Here is a 16,093-nt window from a genome sequence, read left to right as displayed (position 1 = left end):
ATTTACGCTAGTCCTTGATCGGAACCGGATTGAGGTCGACGCCGATAACACTGCGCCTCATGTCGTGGGCGGCATTCAGCGTTGTACCGGTCCCGAGGAATGGATCCAGCACTGTGCCATGGGTCCAACTGTCGTGACCGCAGTCGGTCCAGGCCACCGTCCGCTTCGGGGCAAAGGTGAACTCACGGAAGTAGCCTCCCAGTGCCGCCTTCGCCTCCGCCGCCAGCTGGCGTACGTGTTCGGCATTACGACCGGTTCCAGTCTGCACATGGAGTGCTTTGCCAGCGTCAGAGATACCGGTGGCCTGAATCGCGGCGATGTGTGCTGCCGTAAGCTGCTTTTCGCGGGCAAGCTCCATGGCACGCTTGGCTTGAGGGCGCGACGCGTCGAGTTCAGCGGTCTTCTCCACGACCCTCTCACGGGGGCGCCCACATTCAGTGCAGACTACGAGAGGGCAGGCCAGGGTGACTGCTCGCTGCACGATCTCGCTGGGGAACGGCGCCAGATGGCGAGCCATGTTGCGCTCAAGATCGATGTCCCAGATATCGCCGGGGTTGTCCAGACCCCAGTCGACCTTGGAAATGGGGCTCTCTTCGTCCCAGAGTGAGCTGCCTTCCTCGTAGGGAACGTTACGAAAGTCCCACACGTCTCCCGGATTGGCGGTGCTGCCCGTTCGTCCGTACGCGCGTGCGTATGCGAAGAGGTCGTAGTAGTAGGAGCGCTGCGGGGTCAGGTGGATGATGTACTCATGCCGGCTAGCCAAGCGCGTCTGTACGGGGTCGGGCATGCCACGGGTCTTTGCCCAGATGATGCGATTGCGGATGAGCCAGCCGGCGTCTGCAGCTGCGGCTTCAATCCGCCCTGGAATTCCCGCGAGTGACTGGTTCTTCCAGGTATCGCCCACGTTCAGGAACACGGAACCAGTAGGCCGTAGGACGCGCCGCCACTCAGTGAGGCAATCCATCATCGCCGCCACGTAGCCCGCAGGGTCGGGTTCCTGGCCGATTTGACCAACGACCTTGTAGTCGCGCTTCTGCCAGTACGGCGGAGACGTGACGACAAGATCAACCGTGTTGTCTTCCAATGGGATGGACCTGGCGTCGCCTTGGATCACTCGCCGCTCGGGCGATCCTGGCGCCTCGGGGTCGGCGACGGCTGGCCGTGCGCCCAGGGTGCCTACTGGGTCCACGGCGGGAGGTTCGACCTCAAACAGTGCCTCACTGCTCGCGGTTCGGCTGGTCCGCGGCAGCACGACTCGAGGAGCCGTGCGCGTGGCGTCCCCGTCCGTAGCGGAGGCGTCCTGAGAGGCCATGCGGGCACCCTTCCTTGCTTCTACCTAGATCCCGACTCGAGAGGATACCAAGCGGTGCGGACACCGGTTGGTGTCGTGCCTGGGCCTCGTCCGCGTTGCCGTCGTGCCTTCCACAGGTATTGCCTCAAATCAGGCGCACCGCCCCGGTCTTTGTGATGAATGCGTACTCATCGACTTCCCGCTGCGTCATCGCAATGAGGTGAAACGGTGGGTCGAAGTCCTCCCAGGAGTGCTTATTGCGCAGCGTCACCACGGTGGCACGCTCCTCGTAAACCAGGAGGATGTCAATATCTGTGGGGTCTTCCGACCGTAGAGCGGAGCCGAATAGCCACACTTGCAAGGAAGTTAGGCGATGTGCCGCCTCTATAAAAAGGGCCAAGTGAGGCCAGCGGTTCAGGTCCACTCGGTTCCGAGACAATCCAGGAAATCGAAAAAACGGACGATAGGGATGCCCGTTTGAGTTGCAGCCGACATCGAATCCGTCGAGAAGCCCCCGCAATTTGGATTCGTTACAACGATTAGGTCGGGTGCTATCGTCCGGTAACTAGCAAGGATGTCATATAGCTGCTCTGCCGTGAATTCATAATTGTTGGTTGTCACAATTGTCAGCGGTCGGAGGTTTTTGCGGCGGATTTCGTAAGCGTGACGGCCCTTCCGTTTCACGGACTCCACGGCCTTATTGTAGATAAGCCGGTTCCGCTCATACTTTTCTTGACTGTCAACGTGCTGGGTGATGTCCTCGTCGTGCTGCAAGGCGTCGAGGAGTTCACCGAATCCGGTCACGCAGACGCCAAGGTCTTCAGCGCGCTCGTAGGCAGCATGTGTGATACGTGTCGGAACCACGACTACAAAGCCTGTTCCAGGCACGTCCTCCACGGCCGTATCCAAATCATCTGCGTCGAAAGCCTGGCCTGTGCCCAGGCCGACGCATAGGACACGTGCGTCCGGGCGCGAGTCGCGACTGATCTGCAATTGGTGCTTGGGTAGGACTCGCGAGGAGTAGCCCTTTTCGATCAACTTTCCCTGAACCCAGCCGCGAACATCATTCATGCCTGGTTGTCACCTTCCTGTCCAAGAACACATCACTGATGACCTCGGGGAACCGTTCTGTGCCTGTCGTGAAGTCATCGAAAAGGTGCCTGTTCTCGAACTGCTCGACATGTAGTCTGTACGTCGCCAGCGTCCGCATTTCCTCAGGAGTCAAAAGGTGTCTGTTCGCATCCAGCAACTGAAGAATTCTGCGATTGTTAGGGACGATGGTTGACCGTGCATGTCGCTTCCAAAGGGCTGGATCGCCGTGCCGGTAAGGGTCGCCTGCTGGACCGTACTTGCTGTGGATTACGGCGTTAGAGTCAAGCAGACGTTGAATTTCGGCTCGAGCTTCGATGCGACTCGCAAATTCAGGGGTGGCGATGGCTCCCTGGATCTCACTGACTCGCTTGCGCTTCCAGTCATGCAAAATCTCGGTGGGGTAAGACTCAGGGGCCTTATCGATGGTGGTATGGCAGTTGGCGCACAACAGGATCAAATTTTTGTGATGCGCCCGGTCCTCACGGGAGACTACTGCAAATGGCACCCCGCGAGGGCCATCAGGGGAGGCGGGTATGACGTGCGCGAGTTCGCCGAAATCGACGTCGAGGTCATCGGGGAACAGGTATTGTCGACACCTTGGGTTACCGCAATAGCCGCCGGAGTCTCCCCAGAGACGCCGGCGGCTGTGTACATCAGGGCTGACCCTGCAGGAAGTTTCCCCCACAGCCTCATCCACCTCGATCTGGTCACCAGGAGCCGCAACAGCCTACGTGTGCATCATGCCTGACCCAGCCGCGTCTTCGAAGGCCCTAGTCACGATCAGGTGTGGCTAGGAACGGTGTTGCCTGTCATGGTCGTGTAGCCCACGAGTTGTCGACAAGGTCGGTGGAGCGATTTTGGGCTGGAGCTGCTTTGGCGCGAGTGATCATGGCCCCGTAAGCTTCCGGCGCGTCGGGCAGTCTGTGGACCTGCCCGGTAAAGCACGACGTTGGGGCCATGATCAGGCCCGGCCGGCGCCCGGGCCGCGCGCGGGGAGCGGAGCGAGCCGCCTTGATGATGTAGGGAAACTCCCACCGCACGACTGAGCCGACAACTGATCGTCACTGTCGGCGGTCAGGCTTGACGGCTACGCTGTTGGGTCGGCCGACACAACACGACGGGAGCGTGCTTAGAGGGATGGGACCGAAGTCGGAGCGGGTCTACCGCACGATTCGTGAGTGGATCGAAACGGGCAAGTACCTGCCAGGCACGAAGCTTCCTTCTGAGCGCACCCTGACTGAAGAGCTCAGCATCGGCCGTACGGCACTGCGCCAAGTACTCGCACGCCTGGTCGCCGAACATGTCATCGAGGTGCATGGTCGCAGCTCGTACCGTGTCCCTGATCGCTCGGTCACTGTCGAGGCTCCCAGCGATCTGGAACCCTGGCAAATCCACGGTGAGCGGACCCTGTACGACAACCCGTGGGTGAAGCTGTCGCTGGTAGATGTCGAGCCGCCGGGCGTCGAGCGGTTTGAACATCACGTCGTGCGTCTTCATCACGTGGCCATCGCTGCCGTCCTCGACGACCAGGACCGAGTCCTCATGCTCTGGCGCTACCGCTTCGTGCCTGAGTCGTTCGGCTGGGAGCTTCCCGGCGGGATCGTGGATCAGGGTGAAGACGCTGCCCAGACCGCCCTTCGTGAGGTCGAAGAAGAGACCGGCTGGCGTCCTGACTCGCTCGAACACGTCGTGACCTATCAGCCCATGGTGGGCATGGTCGACTCGCCTCACGAGATCTTCGTAGGGCGTGGTGCCAAGCACATTGGCGACCCGACAGATGCTGAAGAAGCCGGTCACGTGGCGTGGGTGCCGCTCGCGGACATTCCGGGGCTGATGGAACGTGGCGAACTGATGGGATCAGGAACGCTCGTCGCGCTCCTTCATGTCCTCGCCTCGCGTGTCGTCGGCCCGTCGCCTACAACCGCTGCGTGAGCTGTTCGATGCGTCGTCGGTGCCGAACTGATCCGGTCCGGCTGGCGAGCAATCGAGCCTCCCGAAGGTGCGCATGGGCCTGGTCATACTCGCCTCGTGCGAGGTGTGCTTGGGCGAGGTCGCACCGCAGGCCGGCTGTCGCTCTCACGAACGTCGGGTCTACGGAGTCGAGGGCGACGTACAGGCCGTCCACGTCGTCGTCGTCTCCTAGCTGGGCCAATACGTTGCCGCGCCATCGAGCTAAGTGTCCTTCGTTCAGAAAGATGCTCAGCATGTCCGGGTCCCGTGCTTCTTCCCCTGGTGGCAAGAGGCGGGCGGCGTTGTCCAACGCTCGGCGGCAGTCGTCGGGCATCCCGGCCTTGGCGCAGATCTCGGCCTCCGCCGCGTAGAGCCAGGCTTGCAACCGGGGCGACATCACCGCTCCGCCTACACGCTGAGCGTCGCGTACAAGCTCGACGGCCATCGTCGGCCGGCCGGCGTCGCACAGCACGTACGCCTGCTCAGCTGTGGCGTGCGCGAGATACATCGGCTCATCGGCTTCTTTAGCTGCGCGTTTCCCTAACTCGTAGCTCCTCCATGCACGTTCGACTGCACCGGCATCGAGGGCCTGCCACGCTGCTAGCGTCGCTGCTCCGGCTAGTGCACGCGCAACAGGGCGCCGCGTCTCTGGGAGCACAGCAAAGGTGAGTGCGTCTTCCAGTGTCGCCAAGTGTCCGGTCATCTGATCAATCAGGCTCGCCGCACCCATCTGCCGGTCGACGGTCCGCAACAGCTCGGTCTGATCCATGAACGTCTTGACCATGGTCAGGCTGACGCTCCGCGACGCATCTATCCGAGCAACGAGATCGTCATAGCCGTCAGTCTGGGTGGCTTCCCGCGGTGCTGGGGGCCTTCCGTGAAGCTCGTCATCGGTGACGCCGAACAGGGCCCGGAGGATCTTCGAGTACCGCTCGCTGATCGGCCGTTTGCCGTTCTCCCACTCCGAGACGTAGACGCGCAGGCTTGCCGTCGACGCGATCGTGAGCATGTGCTGGCGGGCGAAGTTCTCGATCTCACGAATCAGCCTCTCTTGCGACCATTCGCGCGCTGTCCGTATCGCTCGGAGCCCACCAGTCACGTGCACCACCCTGCATGTGGTTCCTGATCCCTAACAGCAGCATGCCTCACGTTGGCGCAGGTCGGGAGGGGTTAACCCAAACCTTAACTGTGTCCTCGTGAACCTCTGTTGGCTACCGAAGAGTTGAGCTGCCGAGTTCCCTAGAAGTGTCGCCGAACGGTGAGTTGAAGAAGCCAGACGACGACGCCGCTTGACATCTGGTGCGCACCAGATGCAATCTACTGGTGCGCACCAGATGGGAACGTAACTGCCCAAGGCCGTAAGCCATTTGGGTCCAACCAAAGCACAGGAGCGGCGACCCACCGCCAAGCAAGTACGCCGCTCCCGTCCCTCGAAGGGAACTCCATCATGCGACAGATCCCCGTCGACACCACCGCCGCCACTGTGATGGTTGCTCAGCCCCCGCAGAAGAAGGTCCGTGACCGCCGCACCGGTGAGATCGCCACCGACGCCGAGACCGGCGCCGAGCTGATGACCGTGGACGTGATGTTCGCGCTCAACGGTGAGGTCGAGATCCTGACCGTGACCGTCCCCGAGCCGGGCATCACCGGTGAGCTGATGATGGGTACCCCCGTCGGGCTGACCGGTCTGATCGCTCGGCCGTGGGAGAACGAGTTCAACGGCCAGAAGCGGCACGGCATCGCGTTCCGCGCGGTCGCCGTCACCTCGCTGGCCGTCGGCGCCTCGCAGCCGAAGGCGGCCTGATCATGACCTGGTTAACGGTCGCCCTGGTGCTGGTCGTCGCCGCTGCGGGTCTCCTGCGGTGGCGGCGCCCCGCCTGGTACTGGCTCACCTTCGGCGTGACCCTGGCGAGTCTCCGGGTCCTGGTCCGGTACGCGTCCGTCATGGACGCCTGCGGGCTGACGGTCCCGCCCTCGCGCTGGCGCCTCGCCCTGGCTCGGGCCACCAACCGACCGGTCTCCGGTCCCCGCGCCCCGCGCATCCTGCGCCTGCGACCGACCCGGACCGGCCTTGTGCTGCGGCTCAAGCTCCGTCCTGGTCAAGACGCGTTCGACGTGGCGGCCTCGTGTGACCGGCTGCGGCACTCGTTCGCCATGTACGGCGTGACCTCACGGGAACTGCGCTCCAGCGTCGTGGAAGTGCGGATGACCGGCTACGACGTGCTCAAGCGGGTGCAGATGCCGACCAAGACCGACACCCGCCCGATGCGGGTCCCGGTCGCCCTCCGGGAAGACGGCGCGGTCCACTACCGCGACTACCGCGCGGTCCCGCACGCGCTGACGCTCGGCGCCACGGAGTCCGGCAAGTCCGTCTATCAACGCAACCTCGTCGCCGCGCTCGCCCCGCACCGGGTCGCCCTGGTGGGCATCGACTGCAAACAGGGTGTGGAGCTGTTCCCGCTGGCCCGCCGGTTCTCCGCGCTGGCCGACAACCAGGACACCGCCGCCGAACTCCTCGACGCCCTGGTGTCCCACATGCAGGACGTCTACCAGGTCATCCGCGCCGAACAGCGCATCACCGCTGACGTGCCGGATGCCGAGATAGCCGCCGACATCTGGGACCTTCCCGAAGACCTCCGCCCGGTGCCGATCGTGGTCCTGGTCGACGAGGTCGCCGAACTCGCCGTGTTCGCCAACAAGGAGGAAGAGAAACGCCGGGACCGCATCATCACGGCACTCGCCCGGCTCGCCCAGCTCGGCCGCGCCGCCGGCATCTACCTGGAGATCTGCGGGCAGCGCTTCGGCTCCGAGCTCGGTAAGGGCATCACCATGCTCCGCGCTCAGCTCACCGGCCGCACCGCGCACCGCGTCAACGACGAGTCCTCGGCGAACATGGCCTTCGGCGACATCGCCCCGGACGCCGTCCTGGCCGCGATCCAGATCCCCACTGACATGCCCGGCGTCGCCATCACCGGCGACTCGACCGGCGGCTGGGCCCGTATCCGCGCCCCGCACACCTCCCTGCGCCAGGCCGCGAACACCTGCAACCGGCACGCCGACATCACCCCGGACCTGCCTGCCCTGGCTCCCTTCCGGCCGGCGCTCGCCATCCCGACGCCGGTTGAAGCCCCGGCCGTCGAGTCCATCCCGGCCACGGCCTGACCCCTCCCGCTCCACGGTCGGCGCGACCGCATTGCGCCACGTCTCTACCCGAGCCATGCCCGAAGAAGGGAGATCGCCCGCCATGTGCCCCGACTGCGAGGACTTCACCCGCACCGTGGTGATGCTCGGCGACCTGGCCCTGTACGCCGACAGGATCGGCGCTGACCAGGACTTCATCGACACCGTCGGCTCGTGCCTGGCGGCGTCGCTGCCCGAGCCGCCGCCCGGCACCTTCCCGCCCGGCTACGACCCGAACGAGGGCCCCGAGTACCCCGGCGAGGGGTGGTGACGGTGCCGACCGCGAAGAAGCCCGCCGCCCGCCGCAAGCCCCGGCCGAAGCAGTGCCCCGACTGCAACGGCACCGGCGAGATCACCGAAACCGTCCGGGTCGGCACCCGCAAGGGCCGCGCCACCGACGACCGCCAGACCGGACTGTGCCTGACCTGCTGGGGATCCGGCGAAGCCTCGACCGACTGAACCCCTGCCGGGGCTGGGCGGCCGGACCTCGATCCCCGCCCCGCCCCTGGCCCAACCCGCAAAGGGAGGTGAACATGACCCGCTCGATCCGCCCGGACGCCGTCCTCGTACAGGCCGTGATCGCCGGCGCCCTGTCCTTCGCCCACCTTCACGACCTCGCCGCCGCTGCCGGCCAGTCCGGCTGGAAGGCATGGGCCTACCCGATCTCGGTTGACCTGCTCCTGGTCGCCGCCTGGCGTCGGCTACGCAACAGCGGCCCGTCCCGGCTGGCCTGGTGCTGGTTCCTGATCGCGCTGTTCGCCTCGCTCGGCGCCAACGTCGCCACCGCCGGCTTCCTCGACCTAGCCAACCCGCCCGCGCTGCTCCGCCTCGGCATCGCCGGATGGCCCGCGCTCGCCTTCCTCGGCGGCACCCTGCTCGCCCACTCGGCTGGCGACCCGGCACCCGTAACGGCGGCTCCTGCACCGGTCACCGAGCCGGATCCCGAGCCCGACGCCGAACCGGAGCCCGCTCCGGAGCCGGTCGCCGCCGCCGCCGACACCCCGGCGCTACCCGCCGTCGACCCGGCTCCCGCTCCCGCTCCGGCTCCTGAGGTGGCGGTCCCGGCTCCGCTGGTTGCTCACGCGCGCAAGGTCGCCGCCGACCACGAGGCCCGTACCGGCTCCCCGATCGACACCGACACCCTGCGCGCCCGCCTCGGCGTCCCCGCGCCCATGGCCGACGCCATCGCCGCCCAACTCGCCTGACAGACAAGGAGTTCAGCAATGACCATGCGCGACTTCTTCCACTCCGTGATGCAGATCGGCCCGGTCCAGATCGGCACCCACCGCGACCGCCACGGCCAGACCAAGCACGCCGCCGTGTGCACCTCCGACGACTGCGGCTGGTCCGCCGACTACTCCAGCCAGTCCGCCGCCCAGCTCGCCGCCCGCACCCACCGCTGCCGCGTCCGCTAGGAGGCACCGCCATGCAGGTTCCCCTCTGGTTCGCGCTGCTCGTCGTCGGCTACCTCGGCGTCAAGCTCATCCGCCCGCCGGCCTGGCTCATCGCCGTGCTCCTGCTCGGCGGCTTCCTCCTCGCCGACAGCGTCCTCGCTCCCGCCATCAACGGCCTGATCAAGTAACCCCCCGCGGAAGGGAATCCCACCATGCTCCGCCCGAAGATCCCGACCATGCCCACCCCGACCGGGCACGTCACCCCGCCCGCCGTGGTCGAGCCGACCGCCATCGTTCCCGGCGTCCAGACGCCGCCGGTCGCCCCGACGGCCCCGGCGCCGTCCCGCCCGGTGGTGCAACTCACCCCCGGCACCGTGCTCGCCCTCGTCGGCGGCGGCACCGCCGTCGTCCTGGTCGTCGGCGCCGTCCTCGTCTCCATGCTCCTGGCGGTCGCCATCACCGGCGTCTCGGTCGCCGTGGTCGCCGTCGTCCTGCGCTCGCTGCTCGCCGCCGAGACCAAGCGGCGCTGACCGGCCCCCGGAGCGGCCTCAACCGCCAAGTTTCCGCCGCTCCGGGCGCCTTCCCTTCCCGATCCACGGACCAGAAAGGCACGGCCCATCATGCCCCAGAGCAACCCGAACCTGCCGATCTGCCGCGACTGCGACGGCTTCGCCTCCGTCGCCATCGATACCGGCACCCGCCACCCCGATGGCACCCGGGTCACCCTCCGCGTCGACTGCCCGACCTGCAAGGGCACCGGCCACACCCGCCCCGCCGCCCTAGTCCGCGCCGGGAGGTGACCCCATGAAGAGCCTGACCACCTCGGCGCACATCGAGCCGGACACCCGTTTCCGCGTCACCCCCTTCGCCGACCGGGCCAACCCCTTCGTCAGCCTGCGCATCGAGGGCGACTCCATCGAAATCGCGCTGATCTCCTCCGCCGGAACCTCTACGGCCCTGCGCAACCTGGCCGCCGGAGCGATCGAAGCCGCCGGCGCCCTGGACGCCATCACCACCGACGCGCCGGAGGCGGCCGCGTGACCGACACCGCGACCTTCGCGGGCCTGGACCCGATCACCCTGGGGGACCTCCTCCGGGTGGCCGGGCTCCCCGGCTTCGACCGCTGGCAGGACCAGATCAAGCGCACCGGCGGCTGCGCCGACCCCATCCACCTGCGCGGCTGGGTGGTCCACAAGGACAAGATCACCGGGGAGACCCTGCACCGCTACAGCACCGAGAACGAGCCCGGCGGACGGCTCCGTGTGGCCTGCGGCAACCGCCGGGCCTCCCGCTGCCCCGCCTGTGCCTGGACCTACGCCGGTGACACCTACCACCTGATCCGCGCCGGACTCGCCGGCGACCCGGACAAGGACATCCCCGGCACCGTCCGCGACCACCCCCGGGTGTTCGCCACCTTCACCGCGCCTTCCTTCGGCCCGGTCCACAACCGGCCCGACCGTGGCGCCTGCCGCTGCGGCACCCGCCACCCTGCCGATGACTCTGCCCTTGGTACGGCGCTCGATCCGGCTACGTACGACTACGCCGGCGCCGTGCTTTTCAACAACCACGCCAGTGAGCTGTGGATGCGCACCATCAACCGGCTCCGCCGCGAGATCGCCAAACGGGCCGGGCTGACACAGCGCGAACTCGCCGAGACCTGCCGACTGTCCTACGGCAAGGTCGCCGAGTTCCAAAGGCGCGGCGCCATCCACTTCCATGCCGTGATCCGACTCGATGGTTCCGACGGAGCCGACTCCGCTCCGCCGTCCTGGGCCACCACCGACCTGCTCACCGACGCCATCCGTGCCGCCGCCGCGCACCCCTACAGCAGCGCCAGCGTCCCCGCCGCCGGCGACCAACCCGCCCGCACCTTCCAGTGGGGCCGACAGCTCGACGTGCGACCGATCAAGGCGTTCGGCGACGGCTCCGACCTCACTGAGCAGGCGGTCGCCTCCTACGTGGCCAAGTACGCCACCAAGGCGGCCGAGAACACCGGCACCCTCGACCGGCGCATCGGGGAACTCTCCGAACTCGACCGCCACGGCGTCCCCGACCACGCACGGCGCCTGATCATCGCGTGCCGGGACCTGGATGAGCTGTACCCGGACCGGCGCCTGTGGGCCTGGGCTCACATGCTCGGCTTCCGCGGGCACTTCTCGTCAAAGTCCCGGCGTTACTCGACCACGCTCGGCGCTCTCCGCCAGGCACGCGCCGACTACCGGGCCGCGCAGGAACATGCCGCCTTCGATCTGGCCGACCACGAGCCGGACACCGTCCTCGTCCTTGCCGCCTGGCAGTACGTCGGCCATGGCCACACTCCGGGCGAATCAGCGCTCGCCGCCACCATCGCGCGGGATCTCCAGCTCAACCGCCAAACCGCCCGCGAAGAACTCTCGGCCCTGGAAGGAGCCCTGACATGAAAGACGAGCTGATGACCGTCCGCCAGATCCTCGATGAGCTCGGGGGAGTTTCCCGGCGGACGTTCTACCGGTGGCGTGAGCTGGGGCAGGGGCCGGCCGCTTTCAAGCTTCCCAATGGGGAGCTGCGGGTTTGGCGGAGCGACTTCCGGACCTGGCTGCGGCAGTTGGAGGCCGCCGCGTGAAGTCGCTCGACGTGAAGGTCTGGGGCGTCCGTAAGCGGGACACCAAAACACCGTCCTACGGGGTCCGCTGGTCAGTGGCCGGCAATGTCTTCTCCGAGTCTTTCCGAACTAAGGCGCTCGCTGACCACTACCGCTCGAAGCTCATGCGTGCGATGCGGGACGGCGAGGAGTTCGACACGGAGACGGGTCTTCCGGCTTCGATGGAGGAGACGAAGTCGGCTGTATCTTGGTACGACTTCGCCCTCAGGTACCTTGCGATGAAGTGGCCCCATGCCGCGCCCAATACGCGCGACGGCATCAACGAATCTCTTACCAGCGTGACCATGGAACTTCTCCTAGAGCGGGCAGGGCGGCCGTCCGACGAGGAGATCCGTAAAGCCCTACGCAACTGGGCCTTCGTGCTGCCAGGGCCCGAAGACCGGGAGGTTCCAGATAACGTTCGGAACGTTCTGCACTGGGTGGCCAAGGCCTGCCGGCCGCTTGCGGATCTCGGCGAACCGGCAACGGCCCGTGCGGTGCTCGACGGGCTGAAGCTGAAGCTCGACGGCACCGCGGCAGCCGCCGAGACTGTGCGGCGGAAGCGACGGACTCTCGTCAACGCTGCTAACTACGCGGTCGACCTGGGGGAGCTTCGCGAGAATCCGATCACCGCGGTTCGCTGGCAGAAGCCCAAGATCTCGAACCAGGTCGATCCGCGCGTTGTCGCCAACCCGGAGCAGGCACGCAACCTCCTGGCGGCGGTGTCCTACGTGGGCGGCTACCGGCGTGCGCGCGGCCGGCGTCTCGTCGGACTGTTCGCAGCGATGTACTTCGGCGGCCTTCGTCCCGCTGAGGCGGTCGGCCTGGTCGAGACGGACCTCGCCCTTCCCGAGCAAGGCTGGGGATCGGCGCTGCTTCACAGGACTCGGCCTTCGGTCGGTAAGCAGTGGACCGATTCGGGGGAGACCCATGACGACCGCGGACTCAAGAATCGGCCGACCGAGGACGTTCGGCGCGTGCCCATCCCGCCGCAGCTCGTCACCGTGCTGCGCGATCACCTGGCCACGTTCGGCACAGCGGAAGATGGGCGGCTCTTCTTCAGCGAGAAGGGTTCGGTTGTCCCGTCCTCGACCTACTACCGCGTGTGGCAGGAGGCTCGTCTCCTGGCACTTCCGCCGGCCGTCGCGGCCTCACCGCTCGCGAGTAGGCCGTACGACCTTCGGCACTCGGCGCTGTCGACGTGGCTCAATGCGGGTGTGGATCCCACTGAGGTTGCCGAGCGCGCTGGTAACAGCGTTGAGGTCCTGCTGACCCGGTACGCGAAGTGCCTCGACGGACGGCAGGACGTCGGCAACCGGCGCATCGAGGACCTGCTCCGCGAGTACGAGTAAGACAACCTGCACCCACACTGAGGCCTCAGGCACGGCGCCTGGGGCCTCCCTCATTTTCTGCCCTACCTGCGTCGATGCTTCGTTCGGAAAGAGCGAGCTGAGCCGCGCTGCTTGCCCTGCGGTCTTGTGGCCGCGTCTCGCTTGCTGCTGGCATGTTGGCAACGTCAATGCGGGAGCACAGGGGGCCTTGTGGAGCTGCACGTCACGCGCTGGAAGCGGTACGGGCATGACCGTCTGTACGCCAACCTGCCTGATGGCACCGCGGTCGGTTGGGCGGACGTCACGACAGGGGACATCACGGTCTTGCGGGCCGAGCATCGCGACGACGTGATCGCCGTGCTCACGAAGCACTTACAGAACCTCACCGAGCCTGTCCCGTCAGGCAGGGCGCGGGAGAGTCAGGCGCGTCCGGTGCTGCCGCCTCTCACGCCAGCCGACGACCTGGCCGCCAACCCTCCTGGGCAGTCCTTGCGGGACCTGCTTGACGAATCAGGCCCGGGGCTGATGGAGCGAGTTGTCTCACGGCTTCTGCGGCGGCCCTCAGAATGGGACCGCTGGAGGAAGGGATTGGCGGGGGAGCGGCGAGTGGGAGCCGAGCTGAACCGCTTAGGGCGCCAAGGCTGGCGCGCCCTGCACTCCATCCCCTTGGCTAACAAAGTGGATATCGATCACTTATTGATCGGGCCCGGTGGAGTGTTCAACATCAATACAAAGCATCACGACAAGAGGGCCGTATGGGTCGGGGACGATTCCGTGAAAGTCGATCACGGGAAACCGGCACCCTATGCACGCAAGAGCCGGGCGGAGGCCAAGCGGGTCACCCGAGTGCTTGAGCGCTATTGCGACTTCCCCATACGGGTGGAGCCGGTGCTCGTCTTCGTCGGTGTCACCGAGCTGAAGGTGGTCGCTACACAACTCGATGTCCGGGTGTACCAAGAGCGTCAGGTATCTGCCCTCGCTCCGCTCTCAGGCGTTCTCACGGCCGACCAGGTGGAGCAGGTGTACAGCGTTGCTCGGCATCGTCAGGCGTGGGCCCAGGCCTGAGTTGGTGGCCGGGGTGAGGTGCCGGCAGCGCTCCTGGTCGGCCGTCGGCCGCCCCTGTTGCGTGACGACTCCGTGCCGGGCGGGGGCGCCTGGTGTCGATGCGGGCTTCGCCGTTTCCTGGACCTCACCTGCGGCGATACTTCAAGATCCCGTCCACTCCTCGTCCACAGACCCCGGCATACGGCCGCTTCGGGCGGCATACGCCTGCACATACGCGAAGACCCCGGCCTCAGCGTTTCCGCTGGTGACGGGGTCTTTGGGCGCCTCATGCTGGGTGCCCCCGGCAGGATTCGAACCTGCGCACACGGCTCCGGAGGCCGTTGCTCTATCCCCTGAGCTACGGGGGCGTGTCGGCTGCGGAGCTGCTCGCTCGCGGCGACGGGTAGAACACTAGCAGGTCCGGAGGGGTGATCAGGAATCCGTTTCCTGAGGTGGGGTGGGCGGGTCACCTGTAGGGGGTGGAAGTGGGGAAAACCCGGACGCCGTGGCCGGTCCGGACCTACTCTCGACTTGTGCCAGGCGCCTCGGGTCGGGTGCTTGTTGTGGACGACAACAAGGTCATCCGGCAGCTGATCAGGGTCAACCTCGAACTGGAAGGGCTCGAGGTCGTGACCGCGGCCGATGGTGCCGAGTGTCTGGACGTGGTGCACCAGGTGCGGCCCGACGTCGTGACGCTCGACGTCGTCATGCCCAGGCTGGACGGACTGCGCACCGCGGCCCGGCTGCGCGCCGATCCCCGTACCCACCATCTGCCCGTCGCCATCATCAGCGCCTGCACGCAGTACGAGGTCGACACCGGTCTCGACGCCGGCGTGGACGCCTTCCTCGCCAAGCCCTTCGAGCCCGCCGAACTGGTACGGCTCGTCAAGCACCTCATCGAGCGCGGGAGCGGCGGAGAGGGGCGCGGAGGAGGCGGAGGACACCGGGGTGGGGGCGGTGACGGCGACAGCGACGGGGACGGCGAAGGGGGAGACGACGGCGTCGCCGACGGTCTCCCTGATGGGGTCGCCGACGGCGTGCCGGGTGGGATCTCCTACGGCGGCTAGGGGCGGCGCCGAAGGAAGTCGAGGGCGAGTTCCTTGCCCCTCTCCACCGATCGAGACCTCCCACCCCGTCCCACACTGAGAACCACCTCCCCTCCCCACCCCCACCCTCCCCTACGCTTGTCCCGTGACCCCCGTCGAGCTGTCCCGCACCGTGCTGCGCGCGGTGCGTCGTGCTGTCGACGACGGGGAGCTGAAGGTGGCCGTGCCCGAGCGGGTGGTGGTGACCGAACCGGGGCCCGGAGGGTGCGGGGACTTCGCCACCAACGTCGCCCTGCAGCTCGCCCGCCCGGCCGGGCAGCCGCCGCTGCGGGTCGCCGAGATCCTGCGGTCCCGCCTCGCCGGCGCCGAGGGCATCCGGGACGTCGTCGTCACCGGGCCCGGCTTCCTCAACATCAGCCTCGACGCGCAGGCCGACCCCGTCACCGGGCTCGTCCGGGAGATCCGGGCCCGTGGCGCGGAGTACGGCCACGGTGACGCCCTTGCCGGGCAGGTCGTCGCGCTGCGGGTGCCGTACGAGGTGCGGGCCGAGGTCGTCGCCGACGCCGTCGTACGGATCGTCGCCACGCAGGGCGGCCGGGCCACCGTCGAGCACGGGGAGCCTGCCAACCTGCGGCCCGTGCCGGCCCCCGAGGACCCCGCCCCGCTCGGCCCCGACGCCGCCCAGTGGGCCCTCCTCCACCCGGCCCCGCACGACCGGCCCCGGATCACCGCCGATCACCTGATCCAGCGGGAGGGCAATCCGCTGTTCCGGGTGCGGTACGCCCACGCCCGCGTCCGCTCCCTCAGCCGCAACGCCGCCCGCCTCGGCTTCACCGCCGAACCCGGCCCCGTGGGCGCCGTGGGTGCCAGGGAGTCTGGTCTTGGGATCGCCGCCGAACCCGGTTCCGTGGACGCCGCCGAGCCCGGTTCCGTGGACGGCGTCGAGTCCGGTCGCATGAGCGCCGTGCGGCCTGGCCGCGTGGGTGCCGGGGGTGCCATGGGGGCCGGGGGCGCCGGGGGTGCTGGGGAGTCTGGCCCTGGGGGTGCCGTGGAGTCTGGTCTCGGGATCGCCGCCGAGTCCGGCCCCGCGGGCGCCGCGGAGCACGGTCCCGTGGCCGCCACCGAACCCGCCCCCGACCCCACCC

Annotated in this window: 22 protein-coding genes and 1 tRNA gene; 18 read left to right on the top strand and 5 right to left on the bottom strand. The window is 67.3% G+C overall.

All coding sequences use genetic code 11. From position 1 onward, the window contains the following. Positions 1 to 7 precede the first annotated feature (7 nt). The 3 genes from IO33_RS44045 to IO33_RS50330 all read right to left on the bottom strand — a co-directional run bounded on the left by IO33_RS44045 (position 8) and on the right by IO33_RS50330 (position 2,362). Positions 8 to 1,084 (bottom strand): DNA-methyltransferase, encoded by a 1,077-nt coding sequence (locus tag IO33_RS44045; RefSeq protein WP_209438841.1) that lies wholly within the window; start codon positions 1,082 to 1,084, stop codon positions 8 to 10. 352 nt (positions 1,085 to 1,436) lie between these two features. Next, the gene (locus IO33_RS53510) at positions 1,437 to 1,565 is read right to left on the bottom strand and encodes a hypothetical protein (RefSeq protein ID WP_280921774.1); all 129 of its coding nucleotides are present in this window, start codon (positions 1,563 to 1,565) and stop codon (positions 1,437 to 1,439) included. 140 nt (positions 1,566 to 1,705) lie between these two features. Continuing rightward, entirely contained in the window at positions 1,706 to 2,362 is a 657-nt protein-coding gene (locus IO33_RS50330; protein WP_157857827.1) for a hypothetical protein, read from the bottom strand. Between the two features lie 220 nt (positions 2,363 to 2,582). Between IO33_RS50330 and IO33_RS50325 the strand changes: the two genes are divergently transcribed. Continuing rightward, positions 2,583 to 3,131 (top strand): hypothetical protein, encoded by a 549-nt coding sequence (locus IO33_RS50325; protein WP_157857826.1) that lies wholly within the window; start codon positions 2,583 to 2,585, stop codon positions 3,129 to 3,131. 389 nt (positions 3,132 to 3,520) lie between these two features. Continuing rightward, positions 3,521 to 4,315, top strand: coding sequence for an NUDIX domain-containing protein (locus IO33_RS0111090; protein WP_078963501.1), 795 nt, complete (start codon positions 3,521 to 3,523; stop codon positions 4,313 to 4,315). Here IO33_RS0111090 and IO33_RS0111085 read toward each other — a convergent pair. Continuing rightward, a complete protein-coding gene (locus tag IO33_RS0111085; RefSeq protein WP_037685299.1) occupies positions 4,299 to 5,432 on the bottom strand; it encodes a helix-turn-helix domain-containing protein in 1,134 nt (377 codons plus the stop codon). The two genes, IO33_RS0111090 and IO33_RS0111085, sit on opposite strands and share 17 nt — an antisense overlap. Before the next feature lie 348 nt (positions 5,433 to 5,780). Here IO33_RS0111085 and IO33_RS0111080 point away from each other — a divergent pair, with 348 nt between their 5' ends. The 14 genes from IO33_RS0111080 to IO33_RS0111015 all read left to right on the top strand — a co-directional run bounded on the left by IO33_RS0111080 (position 5,781) and on the right by IO33_RS0111015 (position 13,923). Further along, positions 5,781 to 6,137, top strand: a complete 357-nt coding sequence (locus IO33_RS0111080) for an SCO3933 family regulatory protein (protein ID WP_031163180.1) — start codon at positions 5,781 to 5,783, stop codon at positions 6,135 to 6,137. A gap of 2 nt (positions 6,138 to 6,139) precedes the next feature. Beyond that, a complete protein-coding gene (locus IO33_RS0111075; protein WP_031163178.1) occupies positions 6,140 to 7,495 on the top strand; it encodes an FtsK/SpoIIIE domain-containing protein in 1,356 nt (451 codons plus the stop codon). Positions 7,496 to 7,577: 82 nt separating this feature from the next. Continuing rightward, on the top strand, positions 7,578 to 7,784 hold the full coding sequence (locus IO33_RS0111070) for a hypothetical protein (RefSeq protein ID WP_031163176.1): 207 nt from the start codon (positions 7,578 to 7,580) through the stop codon (positions 7,782 to 7,784). A 2-nt stretch (positions 7,785 to 7,786) separates the two neighbouring features. Further along, the gene (locus IO33_RS0111065; protein WP_031163173.1) at positions 7,787 to 7,972 is read left to right on the top strand and encodes a hypothetical protein; all 186 of its coding nucleotides are present in this window, start codon (positions 7,787 to 7,789) and stop codon (positions 7,970 to 7,972) included. A 74-nt stretch (positions 7,973 to 8,046) separates the two neighbouring features. Next, a complete protein-coding gene (locus IO33_RS0111060; RefSeq protein ID WP_031163171.1) occupies positions 8,047 to 8,718 on the top strand; it encodes a DUF2637 domain-containing protein in 672 nt (223 codons plus the stop codon). Between the two features lie 18 nt (positions 8,719 to 8,736). Next, positions 8,737 to 8,928 (top strand): mobile element transfer protein, encoded by a 192-nt coding sequence (locus tag IO33_RS0111055; RefSeq protein WP_031163169.1) that lies wholly within the window; start codon positions 8,737 to 8,739, stop codon positions 8,926 to 8,928. Positions 8,929 to 8,939: 11 nt separating this feature from the next. Continuing rightward, complete coding sequence (locus IO33_RS49295; RefSeq protein ID WP_103838579.1) at positions 8,940 to 9,095, top strand: hypothetical protein; 156 nt, start codon at positions 8,940 to 8,942, stop codon at positions 9,093 to 9,095. A gap of 24 nt (positions 9,096 to 9,119) precedes the next feature. Then, positions 9,120 to 9,437, top strand: a complete 318-nt coding sequence (locus IO33_RS0111045) for a hypothetical protein (RefSeq protein ID WP_031163167.1) — start codon at positions 9,120 to 9,122, stop codon at positions 9,435 to 9,437. 90 nt (positions 9,438 to 9,527) lie between these two features. Further along, positions 9,528 to 9,707 (top strand): hypothetical protein, encoded by a 180-nt coding sequence (locus IO33_RS0111040; protein ID WP_031163165.1) that lies wholly within the window; start codon positions 9,528 to 9,530, stop codon positions 9,705 to 9,707. Between the two features lie 4 nt (positions 9,708 to 9,711). Continuing rightward, on the top strand, positions 9,712 to 9,948 hold the full coding sequence (locus tag IO33_RS0111035) for a hypothetical protein (protein ID WP_031163163.1): 237 nt from the start codon (positions 9,712 to 9,714) through the stop codon (positions 9,946 to 9,948). Next, positions 9,945 to 11,327, top strand: coding sequence for a replication initiator protein RepSA (gene repSA, locus IO33_RS0111030; RefSeq protein WP_031163161.1), 1,383 nt, complete (start codon positions 9,945 to 9,947; stop codon positions 11,325 to 11,327). Before IO33_RS0111035 ends, repSA begins: the two co-directional genes overlap by 4 nt. Next, a complete protein-coding gene (locus tag IO33_RS0111025; RefSeq protein ID WP_031163159.1) occupies positions 11,324 to 11,509 on the top strand; it encodes a helix-turn-helix transcriptional regulator in 186 nt (61 codons plus the stop codon). The genes repSA and IO33_RS0111025 overlap by 4 nt, the downstream gene beginning before the upstream one ends. Next, on the top strand, positions 11,506 to 12,879 hold the full coding sequence (locus tag IO33_RS0111020; RefSeq protein ID WP_031163158.1) for a tyrosine-type recombinase/integrase: 1,374 nt from the start codon (positions 11,506 to 11,508) through the stop codon (positions 12,877 to 12,879). Before IO33_RS0111025 ends, IO33_RS0111020 begins: the two co-directional genes overlap by 4 nt. A gap of 189 nt (positions 12,880 to 13,068) precedes the next feature. Then, a complete protein-coding gene (locus IO33_RS0111015) occupies positions 13,069 to 13,923 on the top strand; it encodes a nuclease-related domain-containing protein (protein WP_245235760.1) in 855 nt (284 codons plus the stop codon). A 275-nt stretch (positions 13,924 to 14,198) separates the two neighbouring features. Here IO33_RS0111015 and IO33_RS0111010 read toward each other — a convergent pair. Then, a tRNA-Arg gene (locus IO33_RS0111010) sits at positions 14,199 to 14,270 on the bottom strand. A 117-nt stretch (positions 14,271 to 14,387) separates the two neighbouring features. Between IO33_RS0111010 and IO33_RS0111005 the strand changes: the two genes are divergently transcribed. Together IO33_RS0111005 and nrtL are read left to right on the top strand one after the other, a co-directional pair. After that, on the top strand, positions 14,388 to 14,969 hold the full coding sequence (locus IO33_RS0111005; RefSeq protein ID WP_078963499.1) for a response regulator: 582 nt from the start codon (positions 14,388 to 14,390) through the stop codon (positions 14,967 to 14,969). Between the two features lie 124 nt (positions 14,970 to 15,093). After that, the coding region (gene nrtL / locus IO33_RS0111000; protein ID WP_107069282.1) for an ArgS-related anticodon-binding protein NrtL at positions 15,094 to 16,093 on the top strand (1,000 nt) is incomplete at its 3' end.

The organism is Streptomyces durhamensis (genome assembly GCF_000725475.1).
Taxonomy (GTDB): Bacteria; Actinomycetota; Actinomycetes; order Streptomycetales; family Streptomycetaceae; genus Streptomyces; species Streptomyces filipinensis.
Note: the sequence above shows the minus strand (reverse complement) of the source record. Positions and strands in the feature narration are given on the sequence as shown.